Origin of the sequence: Aestuariivirga sp. (genome assembly GCF_041738905.1) — a bacterium.
Lineage (GTDB): Bacteria > Pseudomonadota > Alphaproteobacteria > Rhizobiales > Aestuariivirgaceae > Aestuariivirga.
Genome location: NZ_JBGSOZ010000219.1, coordinates 89,807 through 106,707 on the forward strand (window position 1 = coordinate 89,807; position 16,901 = coordinate 106,707).

Annotated in this window: 17 protein-coding genes; 4 read left to right on the forward strand and 13 right to left on the reverse strand. The window is 62.7% G+C overall.

What is annotated here, in order from left to right; genetic code table 11:
* Positions 1-4: 4 nt before the first annotated feature.
* Positions 5-808: an enoyl-CoA hydratase-related protein gene (locus ACEW8Q_RS22260; RefSeq protein WP_373506266.1), complete on the reverse strand. Its 804-nt coding sequence runs from the start codon at positions 806-808 to the stop codon at positions 5-7.
* Between the two features lie 236 nt (positions 809-1,044).
* On the opposite strand from ACEW8Q_RS22260, the gene ACEW8Q_RS22265 reads away from it, so the two are divergent.
* Entirely contained in the window at positions 1,045-1,470 is a 426-nt protein-coding gene (locus ACEW8Q_RS22265; protein ID WP_373506267.1) for an META domain-containing protein, read from the forward strand.
* Positions 1,471-1,480: 10 nt separating this feature from the next.
* On the opposite strand, the gene ilvD is transcribed toward ACEW8Q_RS22265, so the two are convergent.
* From ilvD to cysQ, 7 genes are all read right to left on the reverse strand, one after another.
* Positions 1,481-3,205 (reverse strand): dihydroxy-acid dehydratase, encoded by a 1,725-nt coding sequence (gene ilvD / locus ACEW8Q_RS22270; protein WP_373506268.1) that lies wholly within the window; start codon positions 3,203-3,205, stop codon positions 1,481-1,483.
* A gap of 79 nt (positions 3,206-3,284) precedes the next feature.
* Positions 3,285-3,881: a bacteriochlorophyll 4-vinyl reductase gene (gene bchJ / locus ACEW8Q_RS22275; RefSeq protein WP_373506269.1), complete on the reverse strand. Its 597-nt coding sequence runs from the start codon at positions 3,879-3,881 to the stop codon at positions 3,285-3,287.
* Positions 3,878-5,482, reverse strand: coding sequence for a magnesium-protoporphyrin IX monomethyl ester anaerobic oxidative cyclase (gene bchE / locus ACEW8Q_RS22280; RefSeq protein ID WP_373506270.1), 1,605 nt, complete (start codon positions 5,480-5,482; stop codon positions 3,878-3,880). Before bchE ends, bchJ begins: the two co-directional genes overlap by 4 nt.
* Before the next feature lie 92 nt (positions 5,483-5,574).
* Entirely contained in the window at positions 5,575-6,444 is an 870-nt protein-coding gene (locus tag ACEW8Q_RS22285; RefSeq protein ID WP_373506271.1) for a hypothetical protein, read from the reverse strand.
* A gap of 92 nt (positions 6,445-6,536) precedes the next feature.
* Complete coding sequence (locus ACEW8Q_RS22290; RefSeq protein ID WP_373506272.1) at positions 6,537-6,974, reverse strand: DUF2147 domain-containing protein; 438 nt, start codon at positions 6,972-6,974, stop codon at positions 6,537-6,539.
* A 98-nt stretch (positions 6,975-7,072) separates the two neighbouring features.
* On the reverse strand, positions 7,073-7,603 hold the full coding sequence (locus ACEW8Q_RS22295) for a DUF1134 domain-containing protein (RefSeq protein WP_373506284.1): 531 nt from the start codon (positions 7,601-7,603) through the stop codon (positions 7,073-7,075).
* Positions 7,604-7,806: 203 nt separating this feature from the next.
* Positions 7,807-8,586 (reverse strand): 3'(2'),5'-bisphosphate nucleotidase CysQ, encoded by a 780-nt coding sequence (gene cysQ / locus ACEW8Q_RS22300; RefSeq protein ID WP_373506273.1) that lies wholly within the window; start codon positions 8,584-8,586, stop codon positions 7,807-7,809.
* Positions 8,587-8,710: 124 nt separating this feature from the next.
* On the opposite strand from cysQ, the gene chpT reads away from it, so the two are divergent.
* Together chpT and ACEW8Q_RS22310 are read left to right on the forward strand one after the other, a co-directional pair.
* Positions 8,711-9,376, forward strand: a complete 666-nt coding sequence (chpT, locus tag ACEW8Q_RS22305) for a histidine phosphotransferase ChpT (RefSeq protein ID WP_373506274.1) — start codon at positions 8,711-8,713, stop codon at positions 9,374-9,376.
* 147 nt (positions 9,377-9,523) lie between these two features.
* The gene (locus ACEW8Q_RS22310; protein WP_373506275.1) at positions 9,524-10,921 is read left to right on the forward strand and encodes a calcium-binding protein; all 1,398 of its coding nucleotides are present in this window, start codon (positions 9,524-9,526) and stop codon (positions 10,919-10,921) included.
* A 75-nt stretch (positions 10,922-10,996) separates the two neighbouring features.
* Here the strand turns inward: ACEW8Q_RS22310 and ctrA are convergent, their stop codons facing one another.
* The gene (ctrA, locus tag ACEW8Q_RS22315) at positions 10,997-11,710 is read right to left on the reverse strand and encodes a response regulator transcription factor CtrA (RefSeq protein WP_373506276.1); all 714 of its coding nucleotides are present in this window, start codon (positions 11,708-11,710) and stop codon (positions 10,997-10,999) included.
* A 394-nt stretch (positions 11,711-12,104) separates the two neighbouring features.
* Here ctrA and ACEW8Q_RS22320 point away from each other — a divergent pair, with 394 nt between their 5' ends.
* Complete coding sequence (locus tag ACEW8Q_RS22320) at positions 12,105-12,488, forward strand: flagellar export protein FliJ (protein ID WP_373506277.1); 384 nt, start codon at positions 12,105-12,107, stop codon at positions 12,486-12,488.
* Positions 12,489-12,492: 4 nt separating this feature from the next.
* Here the strand turns inward: ACEW8Q_RS22320 and ACEW8Q_RS22325 are convergent, their stop codons facing one another.
* The 4 genes from ACEW8Q_RS22325 to ACEW8Q_RS22340 are packed head-to-tail and all read right to left on the reverse strand — an operon-like array spanning position 12,493 to position 16,651.
* Complete coding sequence (locus tag ACEW8Q_RS22325; protein ID WP_373506278.1) at positions 12,493-13,212, reverse strand: hypothetical protein; 720 nt, start codon at positions 13,210-13,212, stop codon at positions 12,493-12,495.
* A complete protein-coding gene (locus tag ACEW8Q_RS22330) occupies positions 13,209-14,153 on the reverse strand; it encodes an aminotransferase class IV (RefSeq protein WP_373506279.1) in 945 nt (314 codons plus the stop codon). The genes ACEW8Q_RS22325 and ACEW8Q_RS22330 overlap by 4 nt, the downstream gene beginning before the upstream one ends.
* A 42-nt stretch (positions 14,154-14,195) precedes the next feature.
* Positions 14,196-16,052: a monovalent cation:proton antiporter-2 (CPA2) family protein gene (locus ACEW8Q_RS22335; protein WP_373506280.1), complete on the reverse strand. Its 1,857-nt coding sequence runs from the start codon at positions 16,050-16,052 to the stop codon at positions 14,196-14,198.
* Positions 16,052-16,651, reverse strand: a complete 600-nt coding sequence (locus tag ACEW8Q_RS22340) for an NAD(P)H-dependent oxidoreductase (RefSeq protein WP_373506281.1) — start codon at positions 16,649-16,651, stop codon at positions 16,052-16,054. Before ACEW8Q_RS22340 ends, ACEW8Q_RS22335 begins: the two co-directional genes overlap by 1 nt.
* Between the last annotated feature and the right edge of the window lie 250 nt (positions 16,652-16,901).

A 16,901-nucleotide genomic window follows, 5' to 3' on the forward strand; every position in this document is an offset into this window, starting at 1 on the left:
GATCCTAGCGCCCTTTGAACACTGGTTCGCGCTTTTCGACGAAGGCCTTCACGCCTTCGGCTGCGTCCTCCGACTTCAGCATCGCGCGATAGGTCGGAAGGTCACCTGTTCGCATGGTGACGAAGGTCTGTTCCAGCGGCTTGCACTCGATGGCGCGCAGGACCTCCTTCACCGTCTGCATCGCGAGTGGCGCAGCCCTGGCGAGTTGCGAGGCCCAGGCGCGGGCAACGGTCATCAGCTCCGCATGTGGAACCACCTTGTTGATCAGGCCATAGCGGGCGGCCTCTTCCGCACCCATGCGGCGTCCGAGCAGCAGCATTTCCATGGCGATGTTATAGGGCAGCCGCCGCGGCAATCGCTGCAATGCTCCGGCATCCGGAACAATGCCCAGCGGCATTTCGGGCAAGGCGAATTCCACATGATCGGCGGCGATGATGAGATCGCAGGCCATCGCGAGCTCGAAGCCGCCGCCGATTGCCATGCCGTTCAAGGCGCAGATGACGGGCTTGTTGAGTTTCCAGTTTTCCGTCAGGCCCGCGAAACCGCCATCGCCGTAGTCGCCGTCCTCCCACCAGTTGTCCAGCTTGGTGTCGCCGGCATTCAGCGCCTTGAGGTCCCAGCCCGCCGAGAATATCCGGCTGCCTTCCGCAGTGAGCAGACCGACGCGAAGTTCAGGGTCTTCGCGCAGCAATGCGAATGCCGCACCAAGTTCACGGCTCATCGCTTGATCGATGGCATTGACCTTCGGCTTGTTGAGCTTCACTTCGAGCACATGCCCGGTGCGCGTCACTTCCACGTGGCTCGTCATGGTTTCTCCAGTCATTGGAACGCGGGGGATGACTTCGTTTGACCTGTTGCCGGATAGTCGATTGCACAGTTCGCAATGATTGTAAGAAATTCGACATCTAACTCGCGATTTCGGCGTCGCTGACAGCGACTCTCCAGATCAACGGGATCAACCGTTCATCGCTCAACAAGCGGCGCCATGGCCGAATCACGATGATCTGCCGTAACCAGAGACACGTTCCAGGCAGCGAGGTTTTCATGCGTCTCACTTCAATGGTTTTTTCGGCAGTTCTTCTCGTGGCACTGTCCGGTCAGGCATGCGCCCATGAGGAGAAGCTTGAAGGCAGCGAGTGGGGCGTGGTGGGCGATGAGGGGCCTAAGGCGCGCTACATCAGCTTTGCGGGCTCTGGGCGGGTGTTCGGCTTCGGCGGCTGCAACCGCTTCAGCGGAACCTACGAGCAGCACGATCATCATCTCACCCTGTCGCCGATGGCCGCCACGCGCATGGCCTGCCCCGAGGACGTGATGAAGAAGGAGAGCGACTTCTTCGCGTTGCTCTCCAGGGTGCGCGGCGTGCGGGTGGACCACACGCTGCTGCTCTTCCTCGATGAAGCAGGAGCCGACCTCAAGGCGCTCACGCGGCGCGACACCGGCTCAGGCGGCGGCTCGGACGAGCAGCAGTGAGGCAGCGCCGTCAGATGTCGGCGTAGCACTGCGTCTCGGCGGCCCCGCCCGGATGGGTGACGGCGCCATTGACGGCAGGCCCCACCTGCTGGGCGTATTTCCACAGCGTGCCGGAGTTGTAGCCATGAGGATGCGGCTTCCAGTCCTTGGCGCGCACCGCGAACTCCGCATCGCTCACGTTGCACGAGAGCGTGCCTTCGACAGCGTCGATGGTGATGATGTCGCCATCCTTCAGGAGCCCGATGGGGCCGCCCTGCTGGGCTTCGGGTCCGACATGGCCGATGCAGAAACCGCGTGTTGCGCCCGAGAAGCGGCCATCGGTGATGAGCGCCACCTTGTCGCCCATGCCCTGGCCATAAAGCGCCGCGGTGGTCGACAGCATCTCGCGCATGCCGGGGCCGCCGCGCGGGCCCTCGTAGCGGATAACCAGCACATCGCCTTCCTGATACTGCTTCTTCGACACGGCCTCGAAGCAGCGCTCTTCCGAGTCGAAGCAGCGGGCGGGACCGGAGAACCTGAGGTTCTTCATGCCCGCGACCTTCACGATGGCGCCCTCGGGTGCCAGATTGCCCTTGAGGCCCACCACGCCGCCGGTGACGGTGAAGGGATTGTCGGCCGGGCGGATCACGTCCTGGTGCGGGTTCCATTTCACGCTCGCCATGTTCTCGGCCATGGTGCGGCCGGTCACCGTCATGCAGTCGCCATGAAGGAAGCCGTGGTCGAGCAGCGTCTTCATGAGCAACGGGATGCCGCCCACTTCGAAGAGGTCTTTCGCCACGTAGCGGCCGCCGGGCTTCAGGTCGGCGATATAGGGCGTGCGCTTGAAGATCTCGGCGACATCGAAGAGATCGAACTTGATGCCGGCCTCATGCGCGATGGCCGGAAGATGAAGTGCTGCATTGGTCGAGCCGCCGGACGCCGCGACGACGGTCGCCGCGTTCTCGAGCGACTTCAAGGTCACGATGTCGCGCGGGCGGATGTTGCGGGCGATGAGTTCCATCACCTTTTCGCCGGCCGTGTAACAGAAAGTGTCGCGCACTTCGTAAGGTGCGGGCGCACCGCAGGAATAGGGGAGGGCCAGGCCGATCGCTTCCGCGATGGTCGCCATGGTGTTGGCCGTGAACTGGCCGCCGCAGGAGCCTGCTGACGGACAGGCGACCTTCTCGATCTCGTCGAGGTCGGCATCCGACATGAGGCCGGCCGAATGCTTGCCGACGGCCTCGAACATGTCCTGGATCGTCACCTGCTGGCCGCGGAAGATGCCGGGCAGGATCGAGCCGCCGTAGATAAAGACGGAGGGCACGTTGAGACGCACCATGGCCATCATCATGCCGGGCAGCGACTTGTCGCAGCCGGCGAGGCCGACGAGCGCGTCATAGCAATGGCCGCGCATGGTGAGTTCGACAGAGTCCGCAATCACCTCGCGCGATACAAGCGACGACTTCATGCCCTGGTGGCCCATGGCGATGCCGTCTGTCACCGTGATGGTGCAGAACTCGCGCGGCGTGCCGCTGGCGGCGGCCACGCCCTTCTTCACGGCCTGGGCCTGGCGCATGAGCGCGATGTTGCAGGGGGCAGCCTCGTTCCAGCACGAGGCGACGCCGACGAAGGGCTGGGCGATCTGGCCCTGGGTGAGGCCCATGGCATAATAGTAGGAGCGGTGCGGCGCTCGCTCAGGCCCCACGCTCACATGTCGGCTGGGCAATCGTGCCTTGTCGAATGTCGGCTTGTCCATCGTCGTTCCTCCCGATGCCCGAATTTGTAGACTGGGCATGGGGGCACGGCAAGGCGGGACGCCGCAGGTTACGGCGATGTCATGTGCGGATTTCGAAGCGGCAGGCTTCTGCGCCCGCCGCGATGCAGCAGGTCTCGACGACACGGGCATCGGCATCGATCAATTCACGGAACAGGTGCTCGAAGGTCGCGGCATAGTACTGGCAGCAGGGCGAGGCCGCCTCGTCATAGCGGCAGAGCGGGCAGTCCTCGAACGCGAGTTCGATCGGCGGTCCCATGCGCCAGGTGAAGCGGCTGGTGCCCGCGAAGGTCCAGGCATGGCTGCCGATGGCCTTCAGCAGGATGAAACCCGCAATCCGGCGGGGAAGGATCTTCAGCAAGCGCTGCACCGGCTTCGGGATGCGATTGGCGAGCAGATAGTCCGCCGTGCGCAGCCCCGCGATCCACGAGACGCTGGCGGCGCGCTCTGCTCCCATGTCATGCCGAAGCTTGCGGTGCAGGACGGTCACCTCGTCCTCGGCCACCATCTTATCAGGCGGCGTCACGACATAGGATTCGAGATCGACGGACCGGAACAGCTTCGTCGTCACGGTTCGGCTCTCGATGGCATCGAGGGCCTCCACGAGGCGGATCACCGCATTGGGGCCGATGCGGCCCGATGTAACCGCGCTGTTCATTCGGCGGGCTCGACGGGCTGGCGCTCCTCCTGCATGTGTTCCTTGCTTCCACCGCAGGCCATGAGCTCGGCCTGCTGCTGGCCCTTGACCTTGCGGTTATGGGTCGTCTGCCATTCGACCTTGCCCATGTCAGCGCGTTTGCGCGTGCGGTCGAAGCCGAAGTCCACGGTGTCCTTCTTGCCATAGTAGTTGACGCGGCCCAGGTCATAGAACTTCCGCTCGAAGCCCGACTTCAGGAAGGCCTTGAGACAGCCCAGCAGATAGCGGCGGCGCTCGCCTGAGCCTGCCCATGGATAGGAGAACAGCGCCTTCTTCATGTAGAATCGCCGGTAGTTGTGCATCACGCGATCGAGCAGTTCGGCGCGGTCCATCGCGTCGGGCTTCATGATCGGCGTCACGAAATTGTACTTCTCGTAATCGAAGACCTCGACCTTGTCGCCAAGTTCACGGAACAGATCGGAGAAGGGCCAGGGCGTGTACATCGACCAGTTGGCGAGGTCGGGTTTCCAGTCCTGCGCCATCCTGTAGGTTTCTTCCAGCGTCTCGCGGGTCTCGTTCTCGAGGCCGACGATGAATTGCGCTTCGACCACGATTCCGGCATCGCGCAGCAACTGGATCGCCTTCTTGTTCTGCGCGACCGTCGTTTCCTTGTTGAAACGGTCGAGCTGAAGCTGGGCTGCGGCTTCCGTTCCGAGCGATACGTGAATGAGGCCCGCCTTGCGATAGAGCGGCAGCAGGGCCTCGTCGCGCAGGATATCAGTGACGCGGGTGTTGATGCCCCACAGGATCTTGAGGTCGCGCGCGATCAGCTCTTCGCAGAAGGCGAGGAATTTCTTCTTGTTGATGGTCGGTTCCTCGTCGGCGAGGATGAAGAAGCCCACGTCGTGGTCACGCATGAGAGTTTCGATCTCGTCGACCACCTTCTTCGGATCGCGAATGCGGTAATCGCGCCAGAACTTCCACTGCGAGCAGAAGGAGCAGGTGAAGGGACAGCCGCGCGCCATGTTGGGAATGGCCACGCGCTTGCCCATGGGGATGTAGATGTATTTTTCCCAGCTCAGCACCGACCAGTCGGGGCTGATGGCGTCGAGGTCCTTGACGGTGGGGGCGGCGGGTGTTGCGGTCACGTCGGCGCCGTCGCGATAGGCGATGCCGCGAATGTCAGTGCGGCATTGGGGCCAGCGGCCTTCGTCGATGGCGCGGATCAGGTTGGTGAAGATCTCCTCTCCTTCACCGCGCACGATGCAGTCGATCCAGGGCGCTTCGCCAAGCACCTGATTGTACATGAAGGTGGCGTGGATGCCGCCCAAGACGGTGACGGCGTTGGGGTGGATCTCCTTGGCGATCTGCAGCAGGCGCTCGGCCTTGTAGATCGACGGCGTGATGGCGGTGCAGCCGATGACGTCGGGCTTTTCCTCGCGGAGAATCTTGCGGATCGCCTCTTCGGAGAGGTCATTCGTCATGGCGTCGATGAAGCGGAGGTCGGTATAGCCCGCCTTCTTCAGGGAACCCGCCAGATAGGCCACCCAGGCGGGGGGCCAGTTGCCGGCGATCTCGGCTCCGCCGGAGTGATAATTCGGGTGGAGCAACAGTATCCGCATGACAGCCTCCCTGGATAGCTGTCAATCAGGCTAGACGTCAGTTTTAGATTACACCTTGATTTTGATCAAGGACAGGCCAGAAATCCGAGGCGTCAATTATTTGTGTTGAGGCCCTTCTTGAGGTCCCGGATGCGGTTGGCCAGAGAGATCACGTTTGCCACTGCCGTCGGGCCCGTTGGCCCATCCACGGGCTGTCCGGGCTGCAATTCCTCGATCCGGCGCGACCATTCGGCGTCGAGGTCTTCCAGTTCCTTCTGGAGGTCGCCCGTTGCCCGCTCCGCATGTTCAAGCCTTTCAGCCACTTGCGGGGCGGAATAGGCCATCGTGTCGGGGGGCAAGGGTGCGCGGGGCGCCGGGTCGGCCCGTTCGCGGGCGCGGACGGAGGCCATCTGGTTCAGCTTGGCGATTCGCTGGCGCAACCTCTCCTCCGGGTCGCCTGGGGGTGAGGGCGGCGGGGGCGGCTGATAGGGTTCGGGGGCTTCGTCCGGCTCGGACGTCCACACTTCAGCGGTGTGCGGCCGGTGCAGCTTGCGGAGCGCTTCTTCCTTTGCGGCCAGCGCCATGCGCAGATCGACCTGTTGAGCCGTGCTCTCGGTCAGGCGCCGGTCGAGTTCGGCGGCGAGCTGTGTCAGGCGGTTCACTTCGGCGTCACGCTCGGCGATGGCGCGGTCGACATTTTCCAGCCGGTTGCGATGGCGGCTGACCTCGGCCATCTGCTCGGCCATCTTCAACTGCGCGGCCTCAAGCTTCGAGCCAAGCCGCTGGGACATCATGGCGTAGTCCGCCCGCAGCCTGTCGCGCTCGGTCTGAAGGCCCACCAGGGAAGAGGGAACCTGCTTGCGCATGCGCCGCGCGCCCAGCCTGATGGCCATGCCCCACATCATGCGCCCGATGAAAAGGGCGATGAGGCTCGCGAGCGAAAAGCCCAAAATGACCAGCAATATCGTCTCGGTCTGAGACATGTGTCCTCCGGCGGCTCCGCCTTACTACCCAATTTCGGTCCGACTTGCAAAAGGACCGGCAGTACCGCCGATTTCAGCCGTGCCGCAACCGGTCAGTTGGCCTTCACGAAGGTGTTGGTCTTGCAGAATACGCTGGCGACGCAGCCCTTGACCTTCATGGTGCCGCCGTCGTGGCGCACCGTGGCGCTATAGGTCTTGCCGTCGTCCGGATTATAGATGGCGCCTTCCCACTTGTTGTAGCCCGCGGGCTTCATGCCGATGAGGATCGACAGGCCGATGAGCGGGCGGTTGCGCTTGCCGGGATCCGGGTTCTCGCGGTCGACCTTGGGCTTGCCGTCGATCTTGCTGATCGGCTCCTTGAGGCCGATGATGGTGGCGCAGAGATTGCCGCCGCAGTCCGAGACCTTCACGGTTACCTTGCCATTCGACATCGACCACACGCCCTCGGGATTGGCGGCCAATGCATCGTAACCAAAGGGCTGGGCCAGGAGGGGCAGGGCCAGCGCGCCCCATTTCAGCATGTTCATCATGAGCGGATTCCTTTTCGCCACACGTCAACAACCGAGAATCATGGCCAAAGCATGATCCCCGGTTGCGCCGGTTGATTGAGGAAAAGAACGCCGTTCGGTCAGAACGGGTTCCAGTTGGGGCGCTTGGAGTACTTCAGATAACCCACATTGGCGCCCAGACGTGCGCCGACGCCGGTGCGGATGGGTGCGAGGATGATGTTCTCGCGCTGCTGGAAGTTCACGCCGACGCCGCCGATCATGTAGGCCGAGCCTTCCACGCCGCCGAAGCGGTCGTAGAGATCTTCGGGGCTCGTCGAGTTGTAGACGAGGACCAGGCTGCGCGAGCCGTTGGCGCCGAAGTCGAAGCCGAGCGAGGGCCCTTGCCAGTAGATCCGCTGCTTGGTGCCGTTCTTGTAATAGATGGTGCCTTCGCCATAGCGCAGGCCGCCCACGAAGGCGCCGGCACCTTCCTCGCCCACGATGTAGGCAGAGGGTTCGCCTTGGCGCTGGAAGACATATTCCACGGCCTTGGCCAGCCCACGCGTGGTCTTGCCGAAGAACTGGTGGCCGACGGTGAGCATCTCCTCGTTGGAATAGGTCTCCGCTCCCGTCTGCTCGGACTTGGAGACCGAACCCGTGGTCTGGGCCATGGCAGGCACTCCTGCGCAAAGCAGCAGCGCGAGCGCGAGAGGGGCAATCAGCTTCATCATCATGGTATCCTCACTGTCAGGGCCGGGAATGCCAAAGGCTCATGGCAAGTCCAAGGCGGCCGGCCTCGATGAGGTCAGGCTAGCAGCCGGGTGTTTCGGGATGGTTAATGCTTCGTCAAGAGGCCCCGGCCATCCGGGACCGTTCAGGCGCTGGCGATGAAGCCCGGATTGTCGTAGCCGCGCTCGCGCTTGCCATAGGAGAGGACGGGACCCTCGACGCTCATCACCTTGCCGCCGGCCGCCAGAAGAACCGCATGGCCCGCGGCCGTGTCCCATTCCATGGTGCGGCCGAAGCGCGGATAGAGATCGGCCTCGGCGGCGGCGACGAGGCAGAACTTGAGCGAGGACCCGGCCGAGCACAGCGACTTCACCTTGACCGTCTTGAGGAAATCCTCGGTCGCCTGGTCGCGGTGCGAGCGGCTGGCGACCACGGTGGCGCCGTCATCTGGGAGTGCGCGCACGCCAAGCGCCTTCCAGACGGTGGCAGCATCGCCCTCGATCATGCCCTGGGCGGCTCCAACACCCTTCTCCCCCCAGAACATGCGCTTCAGGGCTGGCGCATAGACCACGCCCGCCACCGGCACGCCATGTTCCAAGAGGGCAATGTTGACGGTGAACTCACCGTTTTTTGAAATGAACTCCTTGGTGCCGTCGAGCGGATCGACAAGGAAGAACCGCGCGGACACTTCCGGGATGCGGCCAGCGGACGCTGCTTCTTCCGAAATCACGGGGATCGACGAATCGATCCGGGCAAGACCTGCGAGGATGATCCTTTCGGCCGCTTCATCAGCATCCGTCACTGGCGTCAGGTCGCCCTTTTCCTTGGCTGAAAAATCGGTGGCGTAGATCGCCATGATTTCACGGCCTGCGAGTACCGAAAGGTCAATCAGCGACTGCACGAGGGGGGACGGGACGAGGGACATGCTGTGAAGCTCCGTGAGGGCGGTTGCGGGCGTGTTCTTGGTCGCTCGGGGGGCTGCCGTCAATGCGGAAATTCCATCGGTCTGATGGTACAAGAGTCATGCGAATCACTCTGCAGGTAGGCCCATGTCCGCAACGATGTCCGAACCGATGCCCGAAACCATGCCCGTCGAAGCCAGGCTCTCCGACCTCGATCTTGCGGCCCTGTTGTGCAGCCGCGTCTGCCACGACGTGATTTCACCGGTGGGCGCCATCGCCAATGGGCTCGAGCTGATCGACGATCCGGAGATGGACGAGGAGACCAAGGAGACGGCGCTCGACATGGTGCGCTCCTCGGCCCGCACGGCCTCCGCCAAGCTCAAGTTCTGCCGCATCGCCTTCGGCGCTGCGGGCTCTGCGGGCGCACTCATCGACATGGGCGAGGCGGGCGAAATCGCCAAGGCCTTCGTGGGCGAGGAAAAAGTGAAGCTCGACTGGCAGGCGCCGCGCGAGAACCGCCCGAAGCAGCAGGTGAAGCTCGTGCTCAACATGCTGCTGATGGCGATGGCAGGCATTCCGCGCGGCGGCGTCGTCACCGTGAGCGCTGAAGGCGACAGCTTCTCGGCACGCGCCGCGGGCGACCGCGCCAAGGTGCCGGAGGCCATCGCGCAGGTTGTCGAAGGCACCATCGAACTCACGACCCTCGATGCACGACTCGTACAGCCATATTATGCCAAGCAACTGGCGCGGTCCGCCGGTCTTATGCTGACGATGACGATGGATGGCCCCGATGTTCTGGTGAAGGCCGCCTGATCACGACTTTGAGGCGTCAGCACCTGACCGTAACCATCCGTTAGTCCAACCTGCAGCCATCTTTCAATTTTGAATGATGTTGTTCAGGTCACGCACAAGCCTTCCCCCTCATAGACAAAGTGTACTCAAGGGAAGGCAAGTCGAGCTATGGCAAGCATCAAGGGCACTGCAAAGAATGACATCCTCCGGGCCACCAATGCGGTGGACCAGGTCTATGGCGATCTGGGCGATGACGTGCTCGTGGGGCTTGGCGGATCGGATACGCTCTCAGGCGGCGACGGCAACGACTTGCTGTCCGGCGATGGCAGCTACACGGTGGCGGACGCCGTGCGAGAGACAGGCTACGCGCGGATCGACTATGCCGGAACGGTTTCGAGGCCATCGGGCCTGTTGCTGACCTCGATGGGAGCGACGTTTGCCATGGATGGCGAAAAGCTGGGCGTCTGGCGCATTCGCAATGCCTCCACCACGGAGCAGCTAGTCACGCTTCAGCCGATTTCGGGGGTTGCCGCCGTCACCGTGCGCGTTCCACCAAAATCGGACGTGTTCGTCACCAGCATCGACTTCGGCACGCACAAGCTTCTTCTCGGCTCGGCGCAGGTCGACGTCAAGGCAACCGGTACCCAGGCTTTCGCCTATGATGCCGCCTATGGCGAGTCCATCGAGGGCAACGATACGCTCGATGGCGGCGCGGGTGACGATGCGCTCGCTGGCAATGGCGGAAATGACATTCTCACCGGCGGCGCAGGCGCTGACAAGATCGACGGCGGCCTCGGTATCGACCGCGCCGACTATCGTCACTCGAAGGAGGGGGTCAGCGTCGATCTTCTCGTAGGCGCGGGTTTCAGCGGAGACGCGGAGGGTGACGTTCTTGCCGGCATCGAAAACCTTTCCGGCTCCAACGCAGACGACAAGCTCACGGGCGATGACGGCGTGAACCGCCTCGTCGGGCGTCAGGGCAATGATGTTCTCTCGGGCGGCGCAGGCGACGACATGCTCCTCGGCGGTTCGGGTGCCGATGTCCATGATGGCGGCGAAGGCATGGATACAGCCGATTTCACCAGTTCCTGGGCCGGCGTCACCGTCGACCTCCTGAAGGGGGCCGGTTCGGGCGGCGAGGCCAAGGGCGACACCTTCATCAGTATCGAAAAACTGATGGGCTCGCGCTTCGACGACAGGCTGCTCGGCGATGACAACGTGAACAGGCTCAACGGAGGCGAAGGCAATGACAGTCTCGATGGCCGCGGCGGCAATGACTACCTGGTGGGCGGCGCTGGCGACGACAGCCTGGCTGGCGGCAAGGGTCAGGATGTCTTCGTGTTCGACAAGGGCGGCTTTGGCGTCGACACGATCACCGACTTCGAAGCGGGCGCGGGGCGGACCGACCGCGTCTGGCTGACCGGCCAGGGCGTGGCCAGCTTCAAGGACGTTCTGGCGAACATGGGCGACACGGAACTGGGCGCGGTTCTCAAGCTTGATGGCGGTGCAATGTTCTTCACCGGCCTGAAGACGGCCGACTTCGTGGCCGACGATTTCATCCTGTAGAGCGAAAAAACCCCGGCGCGGCCCAAAGGGCCAGCATCGGGGTTCTGATCAGTCGCCTTGACGAGGGAGGCGCGCTCAGGCGGTCTCGCGCAGGTCGATGTCGCCCATCGGCGGTGCGTTCTCGCGGAGCACATAGCCGCGGCCCCACACGGTTTCGATGAAGTTCTTGCCGCCGGCCGCATTCGCCAGCTTCTTGCGGAGCTTGCAGATGAACACGTCGATGATCTTGAGTTCCGGCTCGTCCATGCCGCCATAAAGGTGGTTGAGGAACATTTCCTTGGTCAGCGTCGTGCCCTTGCGGAGCGAGAGCAGCTCCAGCATCTGGTATTCCTTGCCGGTCAGGTGCACGCGGGCGCCGCCGACTTCAACTGTCTTGGTATCGAGATTGACGCAGAGATCGCCGGTGATGATGACCGATTGGGCATGGCCCTTGGAACGGCGCACCACGGCGTGAATGCGGGCGACCAACTCATCCTTGTGGAACGGCTTGGTCATGTAGTCGTCGGCGCCGAAGCCGAGACCCTTCACCTTGTCCTCGATGCCGGCAAGGCCGGACAGGATGAGGATCGGCGTGTTGACCTTGGCGACGCGGAGAGTCTTGAGGACCTCGTAGCCCGACATGTCGGGCAGGTTCAGGTCGAGGAGGATGATGTCGTAGTCATAGAGTTTTCCGAGGTCGACGCCTTCTTCGCCAAGGTCGGTCGTGTATACGTTGAACCCTTCGGACTTGAGCATCAGTTCGATGCTCTGGGCCGTCGCGGTATCGTCCTCGATCAGCAGTACCCTCATCTCGAATCCCCTTTGGTCCGGACTCCGCCGTGGAGCCCTTCTGTCCTGCGCGCCCGACGAGGCCCGCGCACAACTAACCGTTAACGTTGTCGCTTAAGATAAGCCGGGAAAGGTTAACAAAACCTAATCCCTGCCACGCAACTTGTTGATGTTCCAATCGAGATGTAGTGGCGTTTCACAAGTAGCCCCCACATATAGATCGGACCAGGGCGCAACGGCGCCGAAGTTGCCTTAAACCGGTTGCCCTCTCCGGTTTACCCACCCTTAAGCTTACCGGTACATCATGTCTCTTCATCGAGCACCGGAATCATCTGCGTAGTTGATTCGGTGAATCGTGAAAAGGGGACGCGAAGCACGTGCCCCATTGTTTGTAGTTTGAGTTTGAGGGGTCATCATGCGTTCACGCGAAACGCTTCTCCGTCTGCACCGTTTCCGCACGGAGGAAAAGCGCCGGCAAGTCGCCGATATCGACGGCATGATTCAGGACTTCATGCGGAAGTATGACGATCTGGACGCGCAGGTGAAGTTCGAGGAAAGCCGGAACGGCGTCACCGATCCTGCCCATTTCAATTATTCGCTCTCGGCCAAGGCCGCGCGCGGCCGCCGTGACAATCTCATGCGCTCGATCGCCGAACTCAAGGACCAGCTTGCCGATGCCCAGTCCGCCCTCGAAGCAGAGGCGCAGGAATTGCGGCGTGCCGAGATGCTGGTGGAGAAGGAGGGCGGGTCACCCGCGCCGATGATCCCCCACAGCCTCGCGGCACAGAGCATCCGCTGATCGATCAGGTGAGGCGGTAAGGCCTCATCTTCTCATAATAGGGCCGGGCGGCTTCGGCAATCTTCGCCAGAGCCGCCGGCAACTCCACGGGCTTCGTCTCGGGCTTCGACAGCCCGGTCGAGGCCCAAACGGCGTTGTACCAATGCGGCGCCCACACGCCGTCGAAGGGCTTGGGGCCTGCAGCCCACGACAGCATCGCATCATCGAAGGGAATGCCGCAAGCCGCGCAGAGCCTGCCCAGAACGCCGCGCGGATCGGCGAGGATGTCATCCGCATCGACAACGGGTGGTACGGAGCCCAAGTGATCGGCTACCATGTCGAAGATTTCAGCCTGCTCGACGAAGCCGATGTCGCGCAGCGACACGTCCGACCATTTCTTCGTGTAGCTCGCGAGAACCCGCTCCGGCGTGCGGACGAGGAAGGCGTTGACGAGACCCTTGATCCACGAGCGGTCATAGCCCTTCAGCATGTGGTGCGTCATGTGCTTCTGGTAGAACACCGGCTTGTCCGCAGGTGCGAGGCAGCGTGACACGAGGCGATTCCAGTCGCTGTCGTTGGCGGCGATGATGTCGTTGCGCATCGGATGATCGTTGCCGTGATGAACCAGCGAGAAGGCATAGAAGGGCTCGTCCCACGCCACGCAATCAAGCCGGTTGCCGAATGCATACATCATGGCCGTCGAGATGTTGCGCGGGCCTGACCACATGGCAATGTTGGTGCTCACAGGTGCCTCCGCGAATCCTTCGCGCAGAGTTCCTTGTAGGCGGCGGACAGGCGTTGCGAGACAGGCCCCGCGCCCGACCATTCGTCTGTGGACAGAGGATGCCGCACGGGCCTGCCGTCGATCTCACGCACGGGGATCAGCCCCGCGAAGGTGCCGGTGACGAAGGCCTCGTCGGCGCCATAGACGTCGTAGAGCGAGAAGTGTTTCTCGAAGACCGGAACCCCTATGTCCTTCGCGAGGCGGATCATGTTGCCACGCGTGATGCCGGGGATGCAATACTGTCCTGTCGAGGTCCACAATTCGCCACGGCGCACGATGAAGAAATGGGTGGAATTGCACGTCGCCACGAATCCATGCGGATCGAGCATCAGGGCTTCGTCTGCGCCGGCGTTGGCGGCCTGTATGCAGGCTGTGATGCAGTTCAGCTTCGAATGCGAGTTGAGCTTCTGGTCTTGAACGTCCGGATAACCGCGGCGCACGTTCACGGTGTGAAGCGTGAGCCCCTTGGCGGATTTCTCGGGGTTCGGCGTCTTGTATTCGGGAATGATGACGATGGTTGGTGCGGAGATCGTGACGCGAGGGTCCTGATAGGGGGTCGCCTTCACGCCGCGCGTGACCATGAGGCGGATGTGGACGCCGTCGTTCATGTGGTTGGCGTCGAGGCAATCGAACAGCCGCTTCACGAGGTCATCCGGCCTCAGCCCGATGTCCATGAAGATGGCTTTCGCACCTTCATAGAGGCGCTCGATATGCTCGCGCAGGAAGGGCACGCCGCCCTTCACCATGCGGAGGCCCTCCCACACGCCATCGCCCAGGATGAAGCCTGAATCGAAGACGGAGATCATGGCCTGCGCGCGCGGTACGAGTTCACCATTGACCGAGATGAGAATGCCGAGATTGCGGGGATCGATCTTGACGTCGTGAATGTTGGTCTGTTGCATGAGGCCATATAGCCGCGAACGCGGGGTGATTTGAAGGGGCAGCTACTCGCGTGTCCTGTCGGGGGCTTCCCAGGCGTGGTCGTGGGGCAATTCGCTGTCCCTGACGTCCTGCCCGAGCACGTTCTCGATTTCGGCGCGGCCTTTCCGCGCAATGTCCACGAGGGCAACCGCATCATCCACATGAGCGGCCGACTTCCTGATCAGGCGCTCGTCATGCGTGGCAAACGTGAGGGCTGCGCGGTGGGCCTCGAAAGGGTGGCGGCCCAGCGCGCCCAGCACATCCTTGCCCATCTCGACCGAGGACGCAAAGAGTTCGCGGTGGACATGATCCACGCCCTTGTTGATCAGTTCATAGGCGTGCGTCCGGTCCCAGGCGCGGGCAAAGAGCTTGAGGTGCGGGAAGTGATGCCGCGCGGTGTCGGCGATCTCGTTGACCTTGGCGCGGTCGTCGACCGCGATCACGAGGGCCTGGGCCTCCTTCGCTCCAGCCGCCTCCAGCAAGTCGACGCGTGAGGCGTCGCCGTAATAGACCTTGTAACCGAAGCGGCGGAGCGCATCGATCTGCTCGGCGTCATGGTCGAGCACCACGGCCTTGACGCCGCTGGCGCCGAGCAGGCGGTTTACCGTCATGCCATAGCGGCCATGGCCCGCGATGATGACGTGGGCGCCGTTCTCCTCGATGCTGTCGGCTTCGCGCTCTGCCGCCGATGGCGACAGACGGGGTTGCAGAACCTTGTCGTCAAAAATCATGAGCAGGGGGGCGAAGGCCATGGAGATCGCCACCATGGCGACCAGCATTCCGGACTGCGTGCCAGAGAGAAGTCCAAGGCCCGCTGCAAACGAGATCAGCACGAAGGCGAACTCGCCGCCTTGTGCCAGTGAAAACGAGAAGCGCGCCGGATCGCCATCGCGCATGCGGAAGAGCTTGCCCAGCCCGAAGAGCACGGCGAGCTTGATCAGAACGAAACCGGCGACAAGGCCCAGAAGCGTCAGCGGCTGGCTGATGAGGAGCGAAAAATCGATGCCGGCTCCCACGGCCATGAAGAACACGGCCAGCAGCAGGCCCTTGAAGGGATCGAGGTCCATCTCGAGTTCATGGCGGTATTCGCTCTCCGCCAGCACCACGCCGGCGAGGAATGTGCCAAGCGCTGCAGAGAGGCCGACGAACTGCATCAGCAGCGTGATGCCCACCACGATCAGGAGCGCGAAGGCGACGAAGATTTCGCGGATGCCGGAGCCCGCCACCAGCCGGAACAATGGGCGCATGAGATAGCGGCCCGCAAGGATGATGACGGCGACGGCTGCCAGCACAAACACGCCTTGCGCCCAGCCCGGAAAATCAGCGATGAGGCTGGTGCCGTGTTCATCCGCGCCATGCGCCACGGCGATCAGCGGCAGCAGCGCGAAAATGGGAATGATGGCGATATCCTGAAACAGCAGGACTGAAAAGCACGACTGCCCGGCTGCGGTCTTGAGGAGGCCGCGCTCCTGCAAGCTCTGCAGGACAATTGCGGTCGACGACATGGCAAGGATGAGGCCCACGGTGATCGCGGTCTGCCATGTGGTGCCGAGCAGCCATGCGGCAAGGCCAATGGCTGCGGCGGTGACGACCACCTGAAGACCGCCCAGCCCGAGGATTGGCTTGCGCAGTGACCAGAGCTTCGAGGGCTGGAGTTCGAGGCCGACGAGGAAGAGCATCACGATCACGCCGAACTCGGCGAAATGCATCACGTCCTGGCCTTCGCGTCCGATCAGGCCGAGTACGGCCGGGCCGATGACGATTCCGGCGACGAGATAGCCCAGCACCGAGCCCAGGCCCATCCGGCTGAACAGCGGTGCCGCGATGACGGCGGCGGTCAGGTAGACGAAGGCGCCGATGAGAAAATCCGAAAGATGCATCAGGCAGCCTGCCTGTCAAACGCGGGCGGCAGGCTGTAGCCCGAGGCCAGAATGGAGAGCGGGTCGATCCGGTGGTCGCGCAACCCCACGATCAGGTCGCGGTAGGTTTCGGCGGCGGCTGTCAGGTCCTCCGGTTTCATCCGGCGTCCGGCATGGATCACGAATGGCTTGAGATAAGCCATGGAGCAGAGCCAGGCCGTCTGGTTGAAGGGAGCGAGAAGCTCCTCCATCTCGAACCGGTTGCGGCCCTGGGCGTGATAGGCGGGCTCGGTGCCGCCCGTGGAGACGGCAGAAAGAAGAAACTTCCCCGCAAGCTGCGTTCCGCCCGGCCCATAGGCCCAGCCGTTCTCCAGGACGAGGTCCTGCCACTCTTTCAGGATCGCGGGAGAGGAGTACCAGTAGAAGGGATGCTGGAACACGATCAGGTCATGCGCCAGCAAACGCTGCTGCTCGGCCACGACATCGATGGCGAAGTCGGGATAGGCGGCATAGAGGTCGTGGAGCGTGACGCGTTCAAGACCGGCAGCCGCCTTCAGCATCGCCGAATGGACGACGGAGTTCCGTAGGCGCGGGTGGGCATGAAGGATGAGAACGTTCATCGGGCCACAGTGCAGGAGCGGCACCAAAAAGAAAAGCGGCACGTGAACGAGTGGGGCTGAAATGGCCGGGGCCGGACCTTTTTCAGGCCCAGCCCCGGCGAAGCTCTCACAGGGGATGTCCCGCTCAATGTAGAAAATTGGAGTGAGGTTGGCGTTGCTCTCCTCGAGCCGTAGGCTCGGGGTGTTCAATCCTGAATGGAGAGCAACACCATGAAGAAAGCTACCACGTCTATCGAGGCGCTTGCCAGTG